Annotated in this window: 6 protein-coding genes; 2 read left to right on the top strand and 4 right to left on the bottom strand. The window is 68.8% G+C overall.

Annotation, left to right across the window (positions count from 1 at the left end; genetic code table 11):
* Positions 1–9: 9 nt before the first annotated feature.
* From pglZ to pglX, 3 genes are read right to left on the bottom strand one after another with little or no spacing between them, the layout of a single operon-like run.
* On the bottom strand, positions 10–2,901 hold the full coding sequence (gene pglZ, locus AB0881_RS04225) for a BREX-2 system phosphatase PglZ (RefSeq protein WP_366614056.1): 2,892 nt from the start codon (positions 2,899–2,901) through the stop codon (positions 10–12).
* On the bottom strand, positions 2,901–6,836 hold the full coding sequence (locus tag AB0881_RS04230; protein ID WP_366614057.1) for a hypothetical protein: 3,936 nt from the start codon (positions 6,834–6,836) through the stop codon (positions 2,901–2,903). The genes pglZ and AB0881_RS04230 overlap by 1 nt, the downstream gene beginning before the upstream one ends.
* A 29-nt stretch (positions 6,837–6,865) precedes the next feature.
* On the bottom strand, positions 6,866–10,453 hold the full coding sequence (pglX, locus tag AB0881_RS04235; RefSeq protein ID WP_366614059.1) for a BREX-2 system adenine-specific DNA-methyltransferase PglX: 3,588 nt from the start codon (positions 10,451–10,453) through the stop codon (positions 6,866–6,868).
* An 824-nt stretch (positions 10,454–11,277) separates the two neighbouring features.
* Here pglX and AB0881_RS04240 point away from each other — a divergent pair.
* Positions 11,278–12,087 carry a helix-turn-helix transcriptional regulator gene (locus AB0881_RS04240; protein ID WP_366614060.1) on the top strand — a complete coding sequence of 270 codons (810 nt, stop codon included), beginning with the start codon at positions 11,278–11,280 and terminating at the stop codon, positions 12,085–12,087.
* The gene (locus tag AB0881_RS04245; protein ID WP_366614062.1) at positions 12,084–12,281 is read left to right on the top strand and encodes a DUF397 domain-containing protein; all 198 of its coding nucleotides are present in this window, start codon (positions 12,084–12,086) and stop codon (positions 12,279–12,281) included. Before AB0881_RS04240 ends, AB0881_RS04245 begins: the two co-directional genes overlap by 4 nt.
* 66 nt (positions 12,282–12,347) lie before the next feature.
* Here AB0881_RS04245 and pglW read toward each other — a convergent pair whose 3' ends face one another.
* Entirely contained in the window at positions 12,348–16,916 is a 4,569-nt protein-coding gene (pglW, locus tag AB0881_RS04250) for a BREX system serine/threonine kinase PglW (RefSeq protein ID WP_366614063.1), read from the bottom strand.
* Between the last annotated feature and the right edge of the window lie 23 nt (positions 16,917–16,939).

Genomic DNA, 16,939 nt, shown 5'->3' on the forward strand with positions numbered 1-16,939 from the left:
AGTGTCCCATCACCCCGGCAGGTCGAACTGCTCGCGGAGCCGGGCGGTGTGCAGGCGCAGCGTGCGGCCGTCGGGCAGCGTTTCGAGGACCTGGACGCCGTCGTAGTTGAGCACCTGCGCGAGCACGGCGGCGAACCCGCTGGCACGGTCGGGCTTGTACCCGACGCGCTGGGCGAGCGCGGTGGTCGGCAGCGTGGGGGAGTCCAGCAGGGCCCGCACCGCCTCCTCGACCTTGCCGGGGGGTGGCTTGCGCGCCACCAGGTCGAGCTGTTCGGCGAAGACGTCCGACCTGAGCAGCGCCGCGGCGAGGTCGTCGCGGGCCGGTACGGCCTGGGGCGCCGGGGGTTCAGGCGCCGCGGGCGATGGGGCCGCGGTGCCGAGGTCGATGTCGAAGAGGGCGTCGGAGGACGGCGCCGGCTCGGTCGGCTCGGCCGGTGCCTGCGTCTCCGCCGATTCCGGTGGCGAGACGTGCTCGGCCGGCGCGGGCATGCGTTCGGGTTCCAGCCGCCACCAGGCGGGCCGCTGGTCGCCCAGCTCCCGCCAGCCCTTGGGCGGCGCGGCGTTGAACGGCAGGAACGCCAGCACGGGGATGGTGAACTCGGAGAGCGAGGCACCGCCGTGGTAGCCGGCCTTCTGCGCTGTGTAGCGCAGGTCGCGGTCCCACAGCGCGACGATCTCGCCGCCCGGCGCGTCCTGGACGACCCGTGGCCCGGCCAGCCGGACCTCCCCGTCGGCCAGAGAGCCGCCGGAGCCGGCCGCCAAGCGGTGCCGCGCGGAATCGACGCCGGTCCCGTCGATCTTCGTGCCACGGCGGTCCACGACGTGCCCGTGGTCGCTAGTGAGGATCACCGCCATGCCGCGGTTGGCGGCCTCCCCCAGCAGGGCCCGCAGCGCGCCGATGTGCTCTAGGCGCCAGGTCGCGTCGCCGAGCTTCTGCTCCTTGGCGAGCCGATCGTCCACGGTGTTCAGCACGACGGCGACATGGGCCTTCTCATCGGCCAGTGCGTCGACCAGCGCCTCGCTGAACGGGGATCCGGCGGTCTCGCCTCGCAGGTCGTCCTTGTGGAAGACGCCGGCGTTCGCGCTGCCCCAGAACTGATGCCGGGGGAACAGCCGCTTCTCGTCGGCCTGCGAGCCCTTCACCAGCGTTGCGGCGAACAGCGACGTCCGCGAGACGGCCGTCAGGGTGGGCAGGGCCGCGGCCATGGCCCGGCGGCGGGGGCGCCTGCCCGAGGTGTCCGGCAGCGGGTCATACTCGGCCCAGTGGCGGCGCAGCTCCTCGGCGAGTTCGGCTCCGATGGCGGCGCTCAGGCCGTCGAGGACGAGGAGGAGGAGCCGGCGCGCCGGCTTGGCCGCCACCAGCGGCTTGACGACCCGGGGAAGGAAGGTCTCCACGGTCAGCATGGACCCGGGGTCGGTGCCCGCGGCCGTCCACTTCTCCAGCTCGCGGGCGAAGGACCGGTCGATGCGCCTGCGGACGTCGCGGACCCGTTCGCCGATCAGGTCGTACGCGGACTTGAGCACCGGGTCGGGGTCGCCGCCGGCCTCGATGTGGTCGAGGGCCTGGTCGACCCAGCCGGTCTCGGCCACGTGCCGGCCGATCGCCGCCGCCACCGTGGGGGCGTCGATGGCGGGGCCGGTGGCGAGCCAGTGGGCGAGCCGGGCCGCCATCCGGGCCCGCTCGATGCGGATCTTCGCGTCGTGGCCGCCGGCCAGCTCGTGGGCGGCCAACTCGTCCAGCCGGGCGAGGATCGCGTCGAGCTCCCCCTCGCGCAGAGCGTGCCCCAGGGAAGTGAACCGCCGGTTCAGGCCCTCGGGCAGCACGGTGCTGTGCGAGATCGGCTCCTCGATCCCGAACTGGCGGGCCAGTTCGGAGGCGCGGTTCAGGACGCGGTCGGTGTCGCGCCGGGCGTCGCGCGCGGCCTCGTTGCCGTTGCCGCGGCCCGCCGCCAGCAGCATTCCGGTGAACTCCCGGCAGGCTTTCCCGAACCTGCACAGGTAGCTGTCCAGGGCCTCTCCGGTGACGGGCGGCGGGTCGCCCAGCCAGCTCTCGATCCGCCCGCGCGCCAGGTAGGTGCCGGTATCGGCGGGGGCGTCCAGCCACAGCGCCGCGCAGAGCAACCCGAACGGTACGGCGTCCGCACCGTGCTCGGCCTCGACGAGCGCGAACAGGATCCGTCCGGCGGCCCCGGCCTGCTCCTCCTCGCTCAGAAAAGAGATCAGCCCGTCGCGTTCGGGGCGGCGCAGGGCCCGCAGCCGACCGGGCCCTCCCGGGGCGAGCGACCAGCGCAGCAGCGCGGGCGGGTCGAGACCGTCGCCGGAGTCGGCGGCCTCGCCGTCGGCCACGCCCTCGGCGGCGTAGCGTCCGAGCCGGAGCCGGCGCAGGGCCAGCGACGCGAGCGCGGTCCGCCTGGACAGGACGCGGTCGGCGAGCGGTGGCCAGCCGCCCGGCGGTGTGGCGTCCAGAAGGGCCTCGGCGGCCCAGCCGTGGCCGCGCAGGCGCGGGTCGCCCTGGTCGGTGCCGAACGTCTCCAGGACGAGACTCCAGTTGTCGACGATCTCGATCCGCTGCCGGTGGACGCGGGCGAGGATCCCCGGATCCAGCTCGCCCTCCTCCCGGTCGGTCAGCACCACGAGCACTTCGGGGCCGCCGTCGGCGCCCGGTGCGAGGTGCTCCAGCACCAGTTCGTGGACGGCGAGCGGTGAGGGCGCCGGGACGACCCGCGCCCGCTGATCGGTGCCCCAGGACAGCTCCTCGGGAGCGTCCCATTCCGGGACGGCGCGCAGCAGCACGACCCGGCGTTTCGGGTGCTCGTTCAGCCTGCGCCTGGCGGCGAGGTACTGGGTGACGGTCGGGACGGTGAGCCGCAGCGCGCTGTGGCCGGTGGTGGTCGCGGACATCAGTCCACTACCCGCCAGGTGATCTCGACGGTCGCGTCACCGGGCAGCTTCCTGAGCTCCTCGTTCAGCGCCTCCGCCGCCCGTGACGCCGATGCCCGCCGCGTCCCCGTGCGTGCCGGCGCCGTCCCCTCATCGGGCCGCTCCTTGCCGTCGCCTCTAACGGGAGGATGGCTGGAGTCGTTCCCCAGATCGACGTCGTCCGGGGCCTTCGGAGGGGGCGGCGGCGGTGTCGGGTCCGGGTCCGGTGGGTCGGGCGGAGAGATGCGGTGGAGCAGTTCGGTGACCTTGTCGCGGGTGTCCTGGAGGGCGGCGGCGAGGTCGGCGGTCAACTGGTCGGCACGGGCGATCCCGCGAAGCGATTCCAGCAGGGCCTTGCCATCGGGGCCGTGCCGGTCGGCGAGGGCGATGATGTCCCAGGACGCCCCGGCCAGTGCCACGGCGACCTTGTGAGCGTGCGCGATGGACCTCCCGTACCGCTCGGCGCTCACCTCACCCAGGGGGAACCGGGCAAGGGCCTCGACGGTCTTCTTCGCGCCCGAGCTGCGCTGCCCGGCCGCCTCCAGCTCCTTCAGCAGGTCCACCGAGCGGCGGGCGATCTGGAGCCGCCCGGCGTCGTCGGTCTCGTCCAGCCCGAGGAAGGCGGAGTGCTCGTCCAGCTGGCGGACCAGGTCCTCGGCCGCGCTCCGGCGCTCCCTGGCCGCCTCGGTGATCTGCCGGGCGAGCTGGCTGACCAGCCGCCCGCGCAGCAGGCTCGGCGCGGTCTTCCCGAAGATCGCGTGGAAGCGTTCTCGCGCGGCGTTCCAGTCCTCCTCGCTCGGGAGGGGCTGGGCGCGCAGCGCGTCGCCGTTCTTGATCTGGTGCAGGTCAGGTGCGGGTTCGAGGGGGACCCCGCCGCGCACCCACACCCGGTCGTCCAGCTCGGCGAACGAGGCGACGATCAGGTGCCCGAGGAACGCGTCGAGTCCGCGCGGCTGGGGCCGGTCGATCCAGTCCAGCAGCGTGATGAGGGACAGGTCGCCGGTGATGCCGTCGGCGCGGGCCTGCATCCGGAAGTGGTCGGCCCATTCGTGCGACAGCTTGAAGTACGCCTCCCGCTGGACACCCAGGCGCAGCGGCCCGACGAGCCGGGTCATCAGCTTGCGGTCCTTGGAGGGGACCTCGACTTGGTTGTCGCGCGCTTCGGCGGCGGCCCGAACGTGCCCGAAGACGGTCTTGGCATCGGCGAGCTTCACCGGGGTTCCGGTGCCGCCCTGGTCGAGGTCGGGGTGCGCCGGGTACTGGGCCTCCAGCAGCCGGCCCGCGATGTGCCGGACGGCCTCGCGCATCGACTGCCCGAACTGGACCTTCAGATCGGGCAGGTCGCCGGGGATCGGCTGGAAGTGCTGGTCGAACTCGACTTGGACGTGCGTGGCCTCCTTGGGCTTGAGCCCGTACGCCTGCTTGAAGGCGTCCTTGATCTGGGAGACCAGAGCGGCGCGCTGGTCTCCCAGCAGGGTCTTGGCACGCTCCCGGTTGTCGGCGTTGAGGTGGCCTGCGTACTGGGTGGCGAACCGCTGCTCGTCCTCCAGCGCCTTGTCGATGATGACGAGCCGCTGAAAGTCCTCGTAGCGCTGCGCCGACAGGTGGGTCGGGAGCCACGCGACCGTCTGGACGGGCTCGCGCTGCTTCTCTCGGAGCCGCTGGATGCGGTTGACGTCCTCGGCCGGGCCGTAGTTGCTCTCGTCGAACGGCAGGTCGACCGCGATCCGCCAGCGGCCGTCGAGCTGCGGCACCAGGTCGTGGTCGGGCAGCTCGTCCTCATCGGCGACGTTGCCGAAGACGACTTCGAGGGTGCGCTGCGAGCCCTTCCAGACCAGGTTCAGCTCGTCGCCGCCGAGGCGGCCGTCGGTGTGGTCGACCCCCAGCTCCTCGATGAGCAGGCGGCGGGCCAGCGCGGCGCGGTTGCCGGGGTTGTTGTTGACCCGGGCGTTGGCGATGACCGAGTCGACGTCGACGCCGCTCAGCTCCAGCCGGACGCCCGGGTTGGCGGCGGTGCCGACCTGCTTGATCTCGGGGAAGCGGGCCGCCCATTCCTTGACCTTGTTCTGGACGATCCCGGCCTCGCTGCCGGGGATCGGCGCGACGACCGAGCCGTGGTTCAGCGCGGCGAGGCGGCGCAACGTCAGGTCGTTGAGCGCGGGCACGCTGGGCGCCAGCGCCGACAGCAGCAGCGTGCAGACCAGCCGGTTGTCGCCGGTGAACAGCTTGCACTTCTGGGCCAGCCGCTGGTCGGCGATGCTCGCGGGGTCGCGCAGGTAGCGCTGGACGTCCTCCTCGGTGACCTCGTAGGTGTTGAGGAGGTAGGGGCGCAGCTTGGTCATGTAGAGCTTGTCCGCGGCGGCGAACAGCACCTTCCGGTCGTCCACGAACGGCCGGTCCCCGCCCCTGGCGATCACCGGGTAGAGATCGCCGAGCGCGATCAGGTCACCGAGCCGCAGATGGTCGCGGTTGGCGGCCAGCAGCTCGCCCATCAGTTTCAGGCCGGTCCGGGACCGCTGCAGCGCCGAGGAGATGTGGACGAGCGTGTCCATGAACGCCGGCGAGAACGGGTACGTGAGCCGGAACGACTCCTCGTCGGCGCCTGTGGTGCTCTTGTCGGATCCGAGCAGGGTGTCCCAGATGTTGGGGCCGAGCGCCTTGGTGCGCTCGAAAGCCTGGTCGATCTCCCGGGCCGCTGGGCCGTTCTCCCCTCCGATGGGGGTGAGCAGCCGCGCGTGCGCGACCTGCGGCAGGTTCCGGTCCTCAAGCGTGATCTTGTCGAAGCGCCCGGACGCCAGGTTCAGCGTGTCCTGGATGGCCGCCTCGGCCGCCCCCGACACCTCCTCGCCGACCAGTTCGCGAAGGTCGCGCTGGCGGGCGATGAACGACACGACGGGGATGGCGCGCCGCGCGTCGCCGCCCTCCACGAAGTTGGTGATCTTCCCGGCCTCGCGGGCCACCAGCTTCTGGTCGTGGATGAGCGTGGCCAGCCACAGCACCAGCTCGTCCAGGAACAGGACCAGCCCGTCGTACCCGAGCGACTTGGCATGCTCGGCGATGACCGACAGGCCGGCGTCGAGGGAGACGAAGCCGTCGCCGTTCTCGACGGCCTTCTTAGAGAAGCCCGGGAGGAGGTTGGTGGACGCCTCGTGCACCAGCTTGGCGCGCAGCTCGACCGGAGTCGACGGGTTGACGAGGTCGAGGGCGCTCTTCTTGCGCTGCCGTTCCGCCTCGTCGTCCTCGTCCTGGACGCCGTGCCATTCCTCGGCGGCCATTGCTTGGTCGAGCAGTTCCGGCGTCCACGCGAACGAGTCGCCCCACTCGTCCTCGTCATCGCCGTCGTCGCCGGTGGAGGAGGTGCCCAGGCCCCGGATAACGGCCTCGTCGCCCATGCTCGCGCGCAGCCGCCGGATGTCCTCGAACAGCGCGTCGGTCTTGTAGACCTGCGGAACGGGCGCGTCCGGGTGTAGCTCCCTGATGTATTCGGCGTACTTGCCGAGGACCCGCTGCTCTAGCGACTGTGCACCGAGCATGTGGTACGGCACCAGCAGGAACTTCTTGCCACTGGACTGTAGCCATTCGTGCCGCGTCAGCACCGGGTCGAAGTCCTGGGCACCCCAGGCTTTGGGATGGCGGGATAGCAGCGCGTACAGCACCGCCATGAAGTGCGACTTACCGGAACCGAACGAGCCGTGCAGGTAGGCGGCCTTGGACGTCTGGCCGTCCACCGCCGACTTGATGAGGTCCAGCGCCTCGGTGAAGTTCTGCCGCAGCCGGTCGGTGACGACGTAGTTGTCGAGAGCGCGCTCGACCCCCTCGGGGGTGGTGGCCTCGGCGAGCCTCAGCACGTAGTCCGAGGTGGAGATGGACTCCTTGATGGGGATGAGGTCGCGGAGCAGCGGCGGCTGCTGTGCCATGAGTACCTTCTCTCCTTTCCGCGGATCGGTTACTGCGCGCTGCTGGTCTTCCTGGCCGTTCTGCGGCCTCGCGCGGCGGGCGCGGGCCGCCAGTTCTTCAGGTCGTCGTCGGTCAGGCCGTGCTCGCCCGCCACCTGCTGCCGGTATCCGTTGAAGAACCCGGCGGGGGAACCGGAGTAGGCAGGATGGAAGTCGTCATGCCACTGCCCCAGCCACGGCTGGAGCTCCAGCAGCCCGGCGAGGAACGGAGCGATCTCGTCCCGCGTCATGGCGTGGTTGGTGAAGTACGTGGCGAGCGCCTGCGCCTGCTCCAGGTGATCCCACCCGGCCCAGCCGAACAATTGAGGTTGACCGCCAAGCGTGCTCGGATAGGAGATGAACCGTTCCTTCGGAACGTCGAGCTTCCCGCGCGCCCGCCAGTACGAGGGCTTGAGGAAGTCGGCCGAGGAGTACTTCGGGGGAGTGGGAATGGAGTCCCGGATCCGCCGCTTGGCGTACTCGTCGGTCTCCGCGTCCTCCTGCCGCTGGAGGTCCCAGACGTGCTCCCAGTCTTCTCGCTTGCGCAACCCGGACGGCTTGTAACGGAGCGCCGCGATGAAGGGAACGTGCTCGTCCGCCATCAGCCCGGCGACGACCTTGGACAGTTCTTCGCGAGGCCGGTAGATGCCGGCCACGGACACGAAGTCGTCGTCCCGGGACAGCAGGTCGATCACCCGCGAGAGCGTGAGGATGACCGGTTGATCGTTGGCGTCGAACCAATGCTCCCGTTTCTCGATTCGGTCGAGCAGCCAGGATCGGAGGGCCTTCTCCTGAAGCGCGTCCCACCCCTCAGTGGCCCACCGCCGCTTGTACTCAGGTCGCTCGATCATGCCAATGGCACGAGAGGACTCCATAGCGTCGATCCGCTTCTGGACGACCTGCTTGTACGACTCCGGCCAGTGCGACGGGATCTCGGTGACCGGAGTCGAGCCATGCCGCTTGAACCACTCGTCCGAGGCCTCGCCTTTGGCAATCTTCCGAGCCAGCACGATCTCGAATGCCCGCTCCCCAAGAGCCAGTTCAGGAACGTCCTCCGCAGGAACCCGCAGGTCCTCCGGATAGAGCCCATAAAGCGAGTAGACCTGCCAGTCCAACTCCTCCTGAAGCGCGATCATCCGTGCCCGGAGAGTTGCCCAAGTGGATTTCGCTTCACGGAGGGTCGACACCGTGATGATTGGAAATCTACTGACGGTCTGAGGTGTTACTTTTAGTAGACCCCTAGCCAGCTCGTCGAGCCGAAGGGAAAGCTCGACGGGACGCTCAATCGGAAGCGGGAATCGCTCGACAGTAGTTCCATTGAACTGGTAGAAGCGCTCCCATTCTGCACTCGTAAAGCCACCGCCTTCGCCTCGAATTCCTTTGTTGTGGCAATTAAGTTTCAGCCAGAGGCATGCAGTGGAGCTATTAAGTAATCCGAGGATCCCTAGCTGCTCTCTTGCAGTCTTGGTGGCGAGCTTGATTACTGGCGCAGTCTGTTTGAAGACACTGCCTCCTCGGTCAAGCGTGAAGTGATTCCCGGTTGCAACTTCCGCGAAGGTTATAGAAAGGTCAGTCTCATAGGTTGTTTTGGTGTACTGCATGTATTCCCACCACTGCAGCCCTGCATCTGCCATCTTTCCTTGAAAAGTTCTGCGACTTGCAAGGAGGTGACGCAGAGGCCACAGTTCCTGCTCAACTGCACCCGGGTCTAGCTGCTCTGCGTAGGGGAAAAGGATCACGTCAGTTGTGGCCTCTCCCCAGTCTCTAACGGATTCGCCGACAACTAGCCGACGGCGAGGGACGATACTGGAGTCATCGAATGCAGTTTTGGCGGGACGGATAAACGCCTCGTCCGCGCCGACGCGTACCGCGCCTCCAATGGAAGCAGTTGTGATCGTTTTCAGAGGCTGAGTGGCTGATACGGTCATTCTTTCGACCATTTCGAGGCCGCCGTCAACAAGGATCCATGGCTGATTCCGAAAATAGCGGTCTCGGTCGAGATCGTCACATGCGACCCAGCGACTTGTCGAACCTGGTCTGTCGATCTGGTCGACAATCGCCTCCCAGACGAAACCAGTTTCGCCTTCAGGTGGTGCGCTTGGCTCGCCTTGGATGCTTCGTATTGTTCGAATCGAGAGAGAGCGCTTGGTGCCGGAACGTGGGAGTCCGATAAGAATGATTGTCGGTGTTCCGTGGCCGGGAATGTAGGCGCCGGAGGTGTCGATCGCTTCCGTTAGTTCGACGTGATTAGCGAAGTACTGCTCTATCAGACTCTTGCCGAACTCGCGCTTCATGAACGAATTAGCTGTTATTTGCCCGACTCGGCCATAGTGGTCGCCGGTTGTATCGCTATTAGCGAGTTCGAAAAATCTCTGAGCGAAAGGAACTGAAAGAGCATAGGTTCCGGCGCATGTATCATAAAGGTCACGATAAAGCTTGTTGAGGCTCCCATCTCTTACTGTGATGTAGGGAGGATTTCCGACTACGACGTCATAGCGGCCTGCCTGGAGGATGGAAGGGTATTCGTGTATGTCCTCAGTGGCGTATGAGAAGTCAAGAGGGGGTTCCTTGCGCTCTTCGGAGTCGATGGTTATCTCAAATTGGCGCGCTTTGATAAGTGAGTCGCCGACTGCGAGATTAATTGTCCACTCATGCTTGGCAGCCTCAGTCAGAGTGTGGACTCTGGCAGCTGCCATGGCTGCTACAAGGAGGCGGAAGCGGGCGATGGCGATGGCAAACGGGTTGATGTCTACGCCGTGGACTGAGTCGAGGGCGGCGCGGACGCGCTCGGGGAGATCGCGGCCGAGTGGGCGGCCGTTCCACAGGCGGACCAGGCGGCGGAAGGCTCCGAGGACGAAGTGGCCCGAGCCGCAGGTTGGGTCGATCATCTTGAAGTCTTCGTAGCCGAACTCGCGGATGGCGGGGTCCATCGTGCGGTCGAGGATGAACTCCTCAACGAACTCCGGAGTCTGGAGCAGGGCGTACTTCTCGCGGGCTGACTCGGAGAGGTCCTGGTAGAGGTCGCCGAGGAAGCGGGTGTCCCAACCCTCGGTGCCGTCGTCGTTCAGGGGGTCCGTGAAGTCATGGACCAGGGCGCCCTCTGCGTTTTGGGTCGCCCAGAAGGTGATGAGAGCTCCTGCGGCATCGTGGCTGATCGGGATCTGGAAGAGGGGGTTGTGGGCCTGGTCGAAGAGGAGCTTGCCGGCCTGGCCCTCGCCGAGTTCCGCGAAGGCGCGTTCCAACCAGCCTCGATAGGTCGGGTTCTCGTCCTCCTCGACGTACGCCTCGTAGCGTGCGCGGGCGAGGTCATGCCGATCGGGCTCCGGAGCGGCCAGGTAGGGCTCGGGGATGAGGCGGTTGTCCTCGCAGAAGCGGACGAAGACCGTGCCGAGTACCCAGGCCACCGCTACCTGGGTGATGCGCTCTACCAGCCAGGAGTTCCATGTGGCTGCCGTCCGGCCGAGCTTGCGGGCCTGATCGTACTCGCCTCGAAGCCGTGCGTTGATCTCAGGAAGGGCCTTGACCTGCTGTGACAGGTCTTTCTCGAAACTCTGGACTTGCTTCTTCAGGTCGTTCAGCAGGGCCTTGCGATCGATCAACTTGGGCCGTCCGATCAGCCGTTAATACCGGAACTCTTCCAGCTTGCAGGCTATCGACGGTCAATGCCTCTGTTTGAACACTATGAGCAACGATGGGGGCCCAAATCGGTCATCGCGCCTGGTTGACACGGCCCCACTCGAGTGATCTTGAGTGGGGCCGTGTTCGTCCATGCGTGCTAGCTCATGTCAGCAGTGACATGACCCGGGCAAGCAGATCGTTTGGAGTAGCGGCTTCGAATAGCCGACCACCTGATCGAGTTGGGATGTATGCCCACCAATTGCAGGTGTGGAGGCCCCACCAGCAGCGGACGCCAGGAAAGCGCTGCTCGATGTATGCGATGGGTGTCTGGCTCGGGAGATGAAGCGGCACGTCCGGTGCGCCCGAGGGGTTGCGCACCGGACGCGCTGCTCGCACCTCCCGCCACGGCTCTGCGTTCTGGGCTGCGGGGCGTCCTGGCAGCCAGGCGGATGCTTGTTGCGCGTGTTCCATCAGCGGGACGCGTCCCGTAGAAGAGCCTTCTCAGCCTCCAGGCGCAGGGCGGTCCGGAGCGCGGTTGCATCCGAACAGATCACCGTGGGGTCGATGCCGGCGGTTGGGTCATGGAGGCTGGCCACCCAGTCTCCGAGTCGTCCGTCCCAGCGGGTCGACCGCCAGATCCGGTGGCCGGTGAAGTCTCGCCGCAACTGAGCGAGTTCTTGATCTTCGATTCGATTTCGATCACTCATTTTGCCCCCGTGGAGTTCGGTGTTCGTGGGACAAGCATTCACCTCCAGCGTTACCTTCGGAAGGTTCGTGCAGCAGATACAACAACGGGGAGTGGGGAGTGAACGCCAGAGAGTCACTGAATCCTGAGAGTTCGCTCTGGGATCTCATAGCTGTTCAGCTGCGCAGACATCGCGAGGAGCGCAAGCTGTCAGGTAGTGCGCTGGGGGCAATACTTGATCTTGATCGATCGAGTGTTTCACGGCTTGAGTCTGGTCAGGTGAAGCTCCTGGAAAAGCATGCCCGCGTTCTTGATCGCGAGTGGGAGACGGAGGACCTGTTCCGGGTCTTGGTGCTCTTCGCCAAGTCCGGCCATGATCCAGAATGGTTCAAGACGCACTTCGAGATGGAGGTCAATGCTTCTGAGCTGCGGATATGGGAGCTCGCCTGGATTCCAGGTCTGTTCCAGACTCAGGAGTACGCGCAGGCGGTCGCAATCGGGGCGGGTCTGCGTGACATCGACGCGCGAGTCGCCGTCCGGATGCAGCGTCAAGAATGTCTGCTTCGTGATCCGCCGCCGAGTATCTGGGTCATGCTCGACGAGGGAGCCATCACGCAACCGATCGGTGGGCCCGAGGTCATGAAGAGTCAGCTCGCCAGGCTCCTGGAGTTGGCCGAACAGCCCAACATCTCGGTGCGTATCGTCCCTCAGCGCGCGGGTGCGCATGTGGGGCGGGATGGTTCGTTCAAGATCATGACCGTGGACGGCAGTGAAGCCGTCTATGTCGAAGCGAGCATCGGTGGGCGACTTGTCGTGGACGTCACGGATGTACGCTCGTATCGAGCGAACTTCGATCGCATCAGTGATCGGGCGCTCCCGGTGGATGCGTCCGCCGAGCTGATTCAGCAAGTGATGGAGAGGTTCGGATGAGCCCCGTATGGCGCAAGTCCCGTCGCAGCGGAAGCGATCCCGCAACGAGCGACTGTGTAGAGGTCGCGGATCTCGCAGGCAGCGTCGGGGTGCGTGACTCCAAGAACGCTGACGGCGCCCGCCTGGTGTTCGGCAGCGGCGACTGGGCCGCGTTCGCCCGCCGTGTGAAGAACGGTGAGCACGACCTGACCTGACTCCCCGGCAGAGCACGTGCGCGAGCCCCCAGCCCTCATGGGCTGGGGGCTCGCGGCTGCTCGGGGTCAGGCGGCGCGGTGGACGTTGGTGATCCAGGAGTCCGGCAGCTTGATCCACTCGCCGAGCGCGTCCTGGTACGGGACGGCGGCTGTGGCGAGGCGCGGCTCGCGGAACGGGTCGCTCTGCGGGCACAGCAGCCACAGTCCCCGTCCGCCCCTGCGGGCCGCGGCGGCCAGCGACGCCAGCGTGCCCATCGCCTGGTAGCGGGCGAACGCCGTTGTATCGGTGAGCAGCAGCGGTCCGGTGCCGGACGCCAGACGTTCCCGGATCGCCGGTTCCATCCGGCCCCACGCGGTGATCGCGTACTCGCTGAACTTGCGCGCCGCCTTGCTGTCCGGCTCGGCGGCGTCGGCGCGCAGGATCGTCTCCCAGGTCGGCTTGGTGCCGGGCGGCACCAGCTCGTGCAGGGTGCGCAGGAACAGCTCCGTCACCGACAAGGGCTCGGCGCCGAAGCGGTCGGCCGTCAGCTCCGCCACGGCCTGGACGGTCAGGCCCGTCCGGACGGTGAGGACGCGGAAGCCGTCGCGCTGCACCGACGCGGCCAGGCGTTCCTCGGCCTCGACGGCGGCGGCGGTCAGCGGGTCGTCCGAGTAGCGGGCCGCGCCGCCCCGGCGGGTGGAGCGGCGGTCGGCGAGCCTAGTGATGTAGCTGGTGGCGATGTCCAGGCCGGTCGGCAGATACCTGCGGGTACCGGTGTCCTTGCGTTCGGCCAAGGTGAGGTCGAAGCCGGCCTCGCGCAGCGCCCGGGTCAGCGGCCCGCCGGTGGGCAGCCGGTCGCCGCCGTCGTTGAACCGGGGGAAGCGGGTCAGGATGCGCTCGTGGACGTCCTCGGCGGTCAGGCCGGGCTGGTACTCCTCCGCCAGTCCCGGAGTCAGCGGGACCAGGCCCGCCTGCGTCAGCCGCAGCGCCCGCACCAGCGGCAGGGTCCGCGGATAGATCTCCAGGCGCGGGGTCGCGGCCGCGGTCTTGGCCGCGGCCACGGCGACCTCGACCGTACGGCGCTCGTCCCAGTCCAGAGCGCCGGGCGGCGGGTCCTCCGTGCCCAGCTCGGTGAGGACGGTCGCCGCCGTCGGCAGCGTGTCCAGGCGGGCGAGGCGGTCGGCGACCCTGCCCAGGCGGACGGCGTAGTCCAGCAGGCCCGGCGCCGAAGGGGTGTCAGGGCCGTCGTCCTCGCCGACCTCCAGGGCCAGCAGGCCGCCGTTGACCGCGCTGCCGTCCGTGTCCCGGTTCGGGATGTGGCTGAACGCGGCCTCCTCGGGCCGGTACTGCTCCGCCTCCACCACCGCGCGCACCACGGCCAGGCCCAGCGCCCGGCGCAGCTCGGTGTCCCGGTACTCGGTGCCGTGCCGGACGGTGAGCACATCGGCGATCTCCACCGCCGACGCCACCCGCCCGAACCCGGCCAGCAGCTCCAGGATCTCCGCGCGCAACTCCCGCACGGCCGCCAGCTTGCGCCAGCGCCTGCGCTGCTCCTTGAGCACCTGCGGGACCCGGCCGCGCGTGATGTCCAGAGGCCCGGCCACCTTCGCCTGCGTCGGCCACAGCACGCGGTCCGGCAGTGCCCCTGTTTCGTCGGGCAGCCGCAACAGCCGCCGGACGATCTCGACCTCGTTGCGGTTGGCGCCGTCCGCCTTCAGCTTCGGCACCAGCAGTGTGGCCAGCGCGTCCAGGCTGACCGAGCGCAGCCGGTGCGCCGCCGCCGCGTCGGCCTGCTCGCCGTCCGCCTGCGAACCGGCCGGCGACGACTGCGCCGCGCCGGTCTCCTTGAGCTCCTCGGCCGTGGCCGCGCGGCCCTCGGGCGTGAGCGGCGAGCGCGGAGCCCGGCCGAGGCGTTCGGCCCACTCGCGCTGCCGCTGCTGGATTTCGGTACGGGTCTTGGGGCCCAGCCCCGGGCCGTTGACGAGACTGCGGCGGCTGTACTCCAGCAGCTCGCCCACGGTCGTGACGCCGAGCCCGTACAGGAACGACTCGGCGGCGGGCGTGAGACCGGCGGCGGACAGGTGCGTGTCGCGGGTGGCCTCCGCCGCGAGCACGTCCCGCTGCCGCTGCGCGGTCGACGGCTCGGCCTCGGCGATGCCGGTCGCATCGCCCTCCTCGGCGGCGGGATGGCGGCTGCCCGGCCGGGTGGACGGCGCCCGCACCGTGAGATCCAGGAAGATCTTGCGGAAGGCGTCCCGCATCGGCTTGAGCTCAGGGAAGCGCTGGGCGGCGTCGCGGTGCAGCGCCTTGCGGAAGAACCCGACCAGGGCGTCCCGGATCGCCGGGTCGAACGCGTCGGCGGCGATCGTGGGGTAGGGCCACTCGGCGGCGTCGAGCTGCCGCGGCGCCGCCTTCCCGTCGCCCCATCGGGGCAGCTCGCCCGACGCCATCTGGTGCAGCGTCACCGCGACGGCGTACCGCTCGGCGTGCGCGTCGTACACCGAACGGGTCAGGCCGCCGATGAACGGGTCCAGGTAGCCCTCGGTGCCCGCCTCGGTCTCCTGCACCGGGTACCCGGCCAGCGAGAAGTCGATCAGCACCAGCTCGCGGGTCCGGTTGGGACGGATCCGGATCGCGATGTTGTCGGGCTTGATGTCGCGGTGCCAGACGCCCTCGCCCTCCAGGAAGTCCACCGCCGCGAACAGGTAGTCGCCGTACGCCTCCAGCTGGTCGACGTTCAGGCGCCCGCGCTCGCGCAGCTCCCGCGCCACCGTCTCCTGCCGGTGCCGGGTGCCCTGGCCCGGCTGCTCGTCGTCGACGCGCTCGTCCCCGACGTACTCCAGGGCCAGCACCGTCCGGCCGCCGATGGTGAGCGGCTCCGGCTCCACCAGGCGGATCACCTTGGAGTCGGCGCGCAGCCGCCCCATCACCTCCGCCTCGCGGACCAGGATCGCGGCACGCGCGTCCGACAGGGCGACCTTCAGCACGGCCAGCGCACGCCCGCTGCGGGCGTCCGGATCGGCGTGCAGGTCGCGGACCAGGAACGCGCGGCTCGTGGAACCCGTCCCCAGCCGCCGGCGCACCTCCCACCGTTCCGCCAGCACGTCGCCCGGTACGGCCTCCAGCGGGTCCTTGTCCGGAACGGGTGCGGGCACCGTGCCGTGGTCGGAGGAGATGGCCGGAGCGGTCAGCGCGTCCTCGACGCACTCCAGCATCTCCAGGAATTCGTCCACCGTCGCCAGCCGCCGGTCCGGCCGGTAGGCAGTAGCGGCCTGCACAAGCTCGTCGACGTCCCCCGACAGATCGTCCACGAGCCCGCTCGGGCGCAGCCCCCCGCCCTCCTCCAGGCGGGCCAGCACCTCGGCCTGGTTGGCGCCCGGCGGGCGTCCCGTCGCCAGCAGGTAGGTCAGCACGCCCAGGCCGTAGACGTCGAGCGCGACCGCGTCAGGGCTGGGCGCGGTCAGCTCCGGCGCCAGGTAGGCGTCCGAGCCGTCGGAGACGTGGATCGCCGACAGGCTCGTCGGGGCGAACCGGGTCGCGCCGCCTGAACCCGCCCGCTGTGTCGCGATCTGCCAGTCCGAGATCTGCAGCAGCGGGGAGAGCCAGCGCGCGTCCCCGTCACCGGACGGATCACCCCGGCGGCGCAGCCGGGGAATGACGTGCACCGACCGTGCGGCCAGGGCCCGGTGATGGATGCGGCTGGAATGCGCCGACCGGACGGTCTCGGCGAGCTGCCGCACCAGCGCCATCCGGTCCAGGATGCTCAACCGGTCGCCGTAGCGGGCGAGATACTCCTCCAGCCGCAAGGTGTCGGGGTGGTAGTCGAAGATGAGCGCGGGGCCGGCGGAGTGGCCGGACGGGTCGTACTGCCTGAGCTGGACGACGCCGGGATGCCGGAACCGCTGGAGCACCGATGCCTCACGGCGGGCCGCGCTCTCCACCGACCGGCGGATCGAGGCGTCCGAACCGCGCTCGCTCAGGTAGATGCGCACCCGCGCCAGCTCGTGCAGCTCGCTATGGCGCGCCAGGTAGTCCGCCCACGTCGGGCCGGTGTCGAACGAGCGCCGCTCCAGCAGGTAGGGGCCGACCTTGAACTCGGCCTCGCTACGGCGGATGCCGACCCGCTCCAGCGCCTTCTTGATCTGCTTCGACCGGGGCCCGTCGATCCGCCGGCGCTCATCGTTGCCGCGCCGGCCGAACATCTCCAGGAGGCCGTCCACGCCGTACACGCTGTGCTCTTCGCCCGCCGGCAGGCTCCGCCGCAGCGAGGAGTCGGTGAAGCAGACCCCGGCACCCACCCACACGCGCACGCCGTTCCGGGCGAGCAGCCCCGCCAGCTCCTTGGCCTTCTGGTTCACCAGGTGCAGCGGGTTGCCGTGCGAGATCCGGCGCCCCGTGGGCGTCGTCTGCACCCACGTCCCGTTCTCGCTGGCCAACCGCCCGTGCCAGTCCTTCAGCTCGATCATGTAGACGCCGCGGGGCGTGACGACCAGCAGGTCCACTTCCCGGATATGGCCGGTGTTGGCGGTGAACGTGAAATTGGACCAGGCCCGCCACGGCTCGGCGTCCGGCAGCCGTTCGCGGATGGCCTCCAGGCCGCGCCGTTCATGCTCGAACTCGGACGCCGTGACCGTCGTCCACCGACCTTCGAGCATCCCCACCCCTTGCCGACGGGAGT

The organism is Spirillospora sp. NPDC029432, assembly GCF_040703975.1.
GTDB lineage: Bacteria > Actinomycetota > Actinomycetes > Streptosporangiales > Streptosporangiaceae > Spirillospora.

Coding starts and splice junctions, on each gene's coding strand:
- pglZ (WP_366614056.1), bottom strand. CDS start 2,901: ATGTCCGCGACCACCACCGGCCACAGCGCGCTGCGGCTCACCGTCCCG.
- AB0881_RS04230 (WP_366614057.1), bottom strand. CDS start 6,836: ATGGCACAGCAGCCGCCGCTGCTCCGCGACCTCATCCCCATCAAGGAG.
- AB0881_RS04245 (WP_366614062.1), top strand. CDS start 12,084: ATGAGCCCCGTATGGCGCAAGTCCCGTCGCAGCGGAAGCGATCCCGCA.
- pglW (WP_366614063.1), bottom strand. CDS start 16,916: ATGCTCGAAGGTCGGTGGACGACGGTCACGGCGTCCGAGTTCGAGCAT.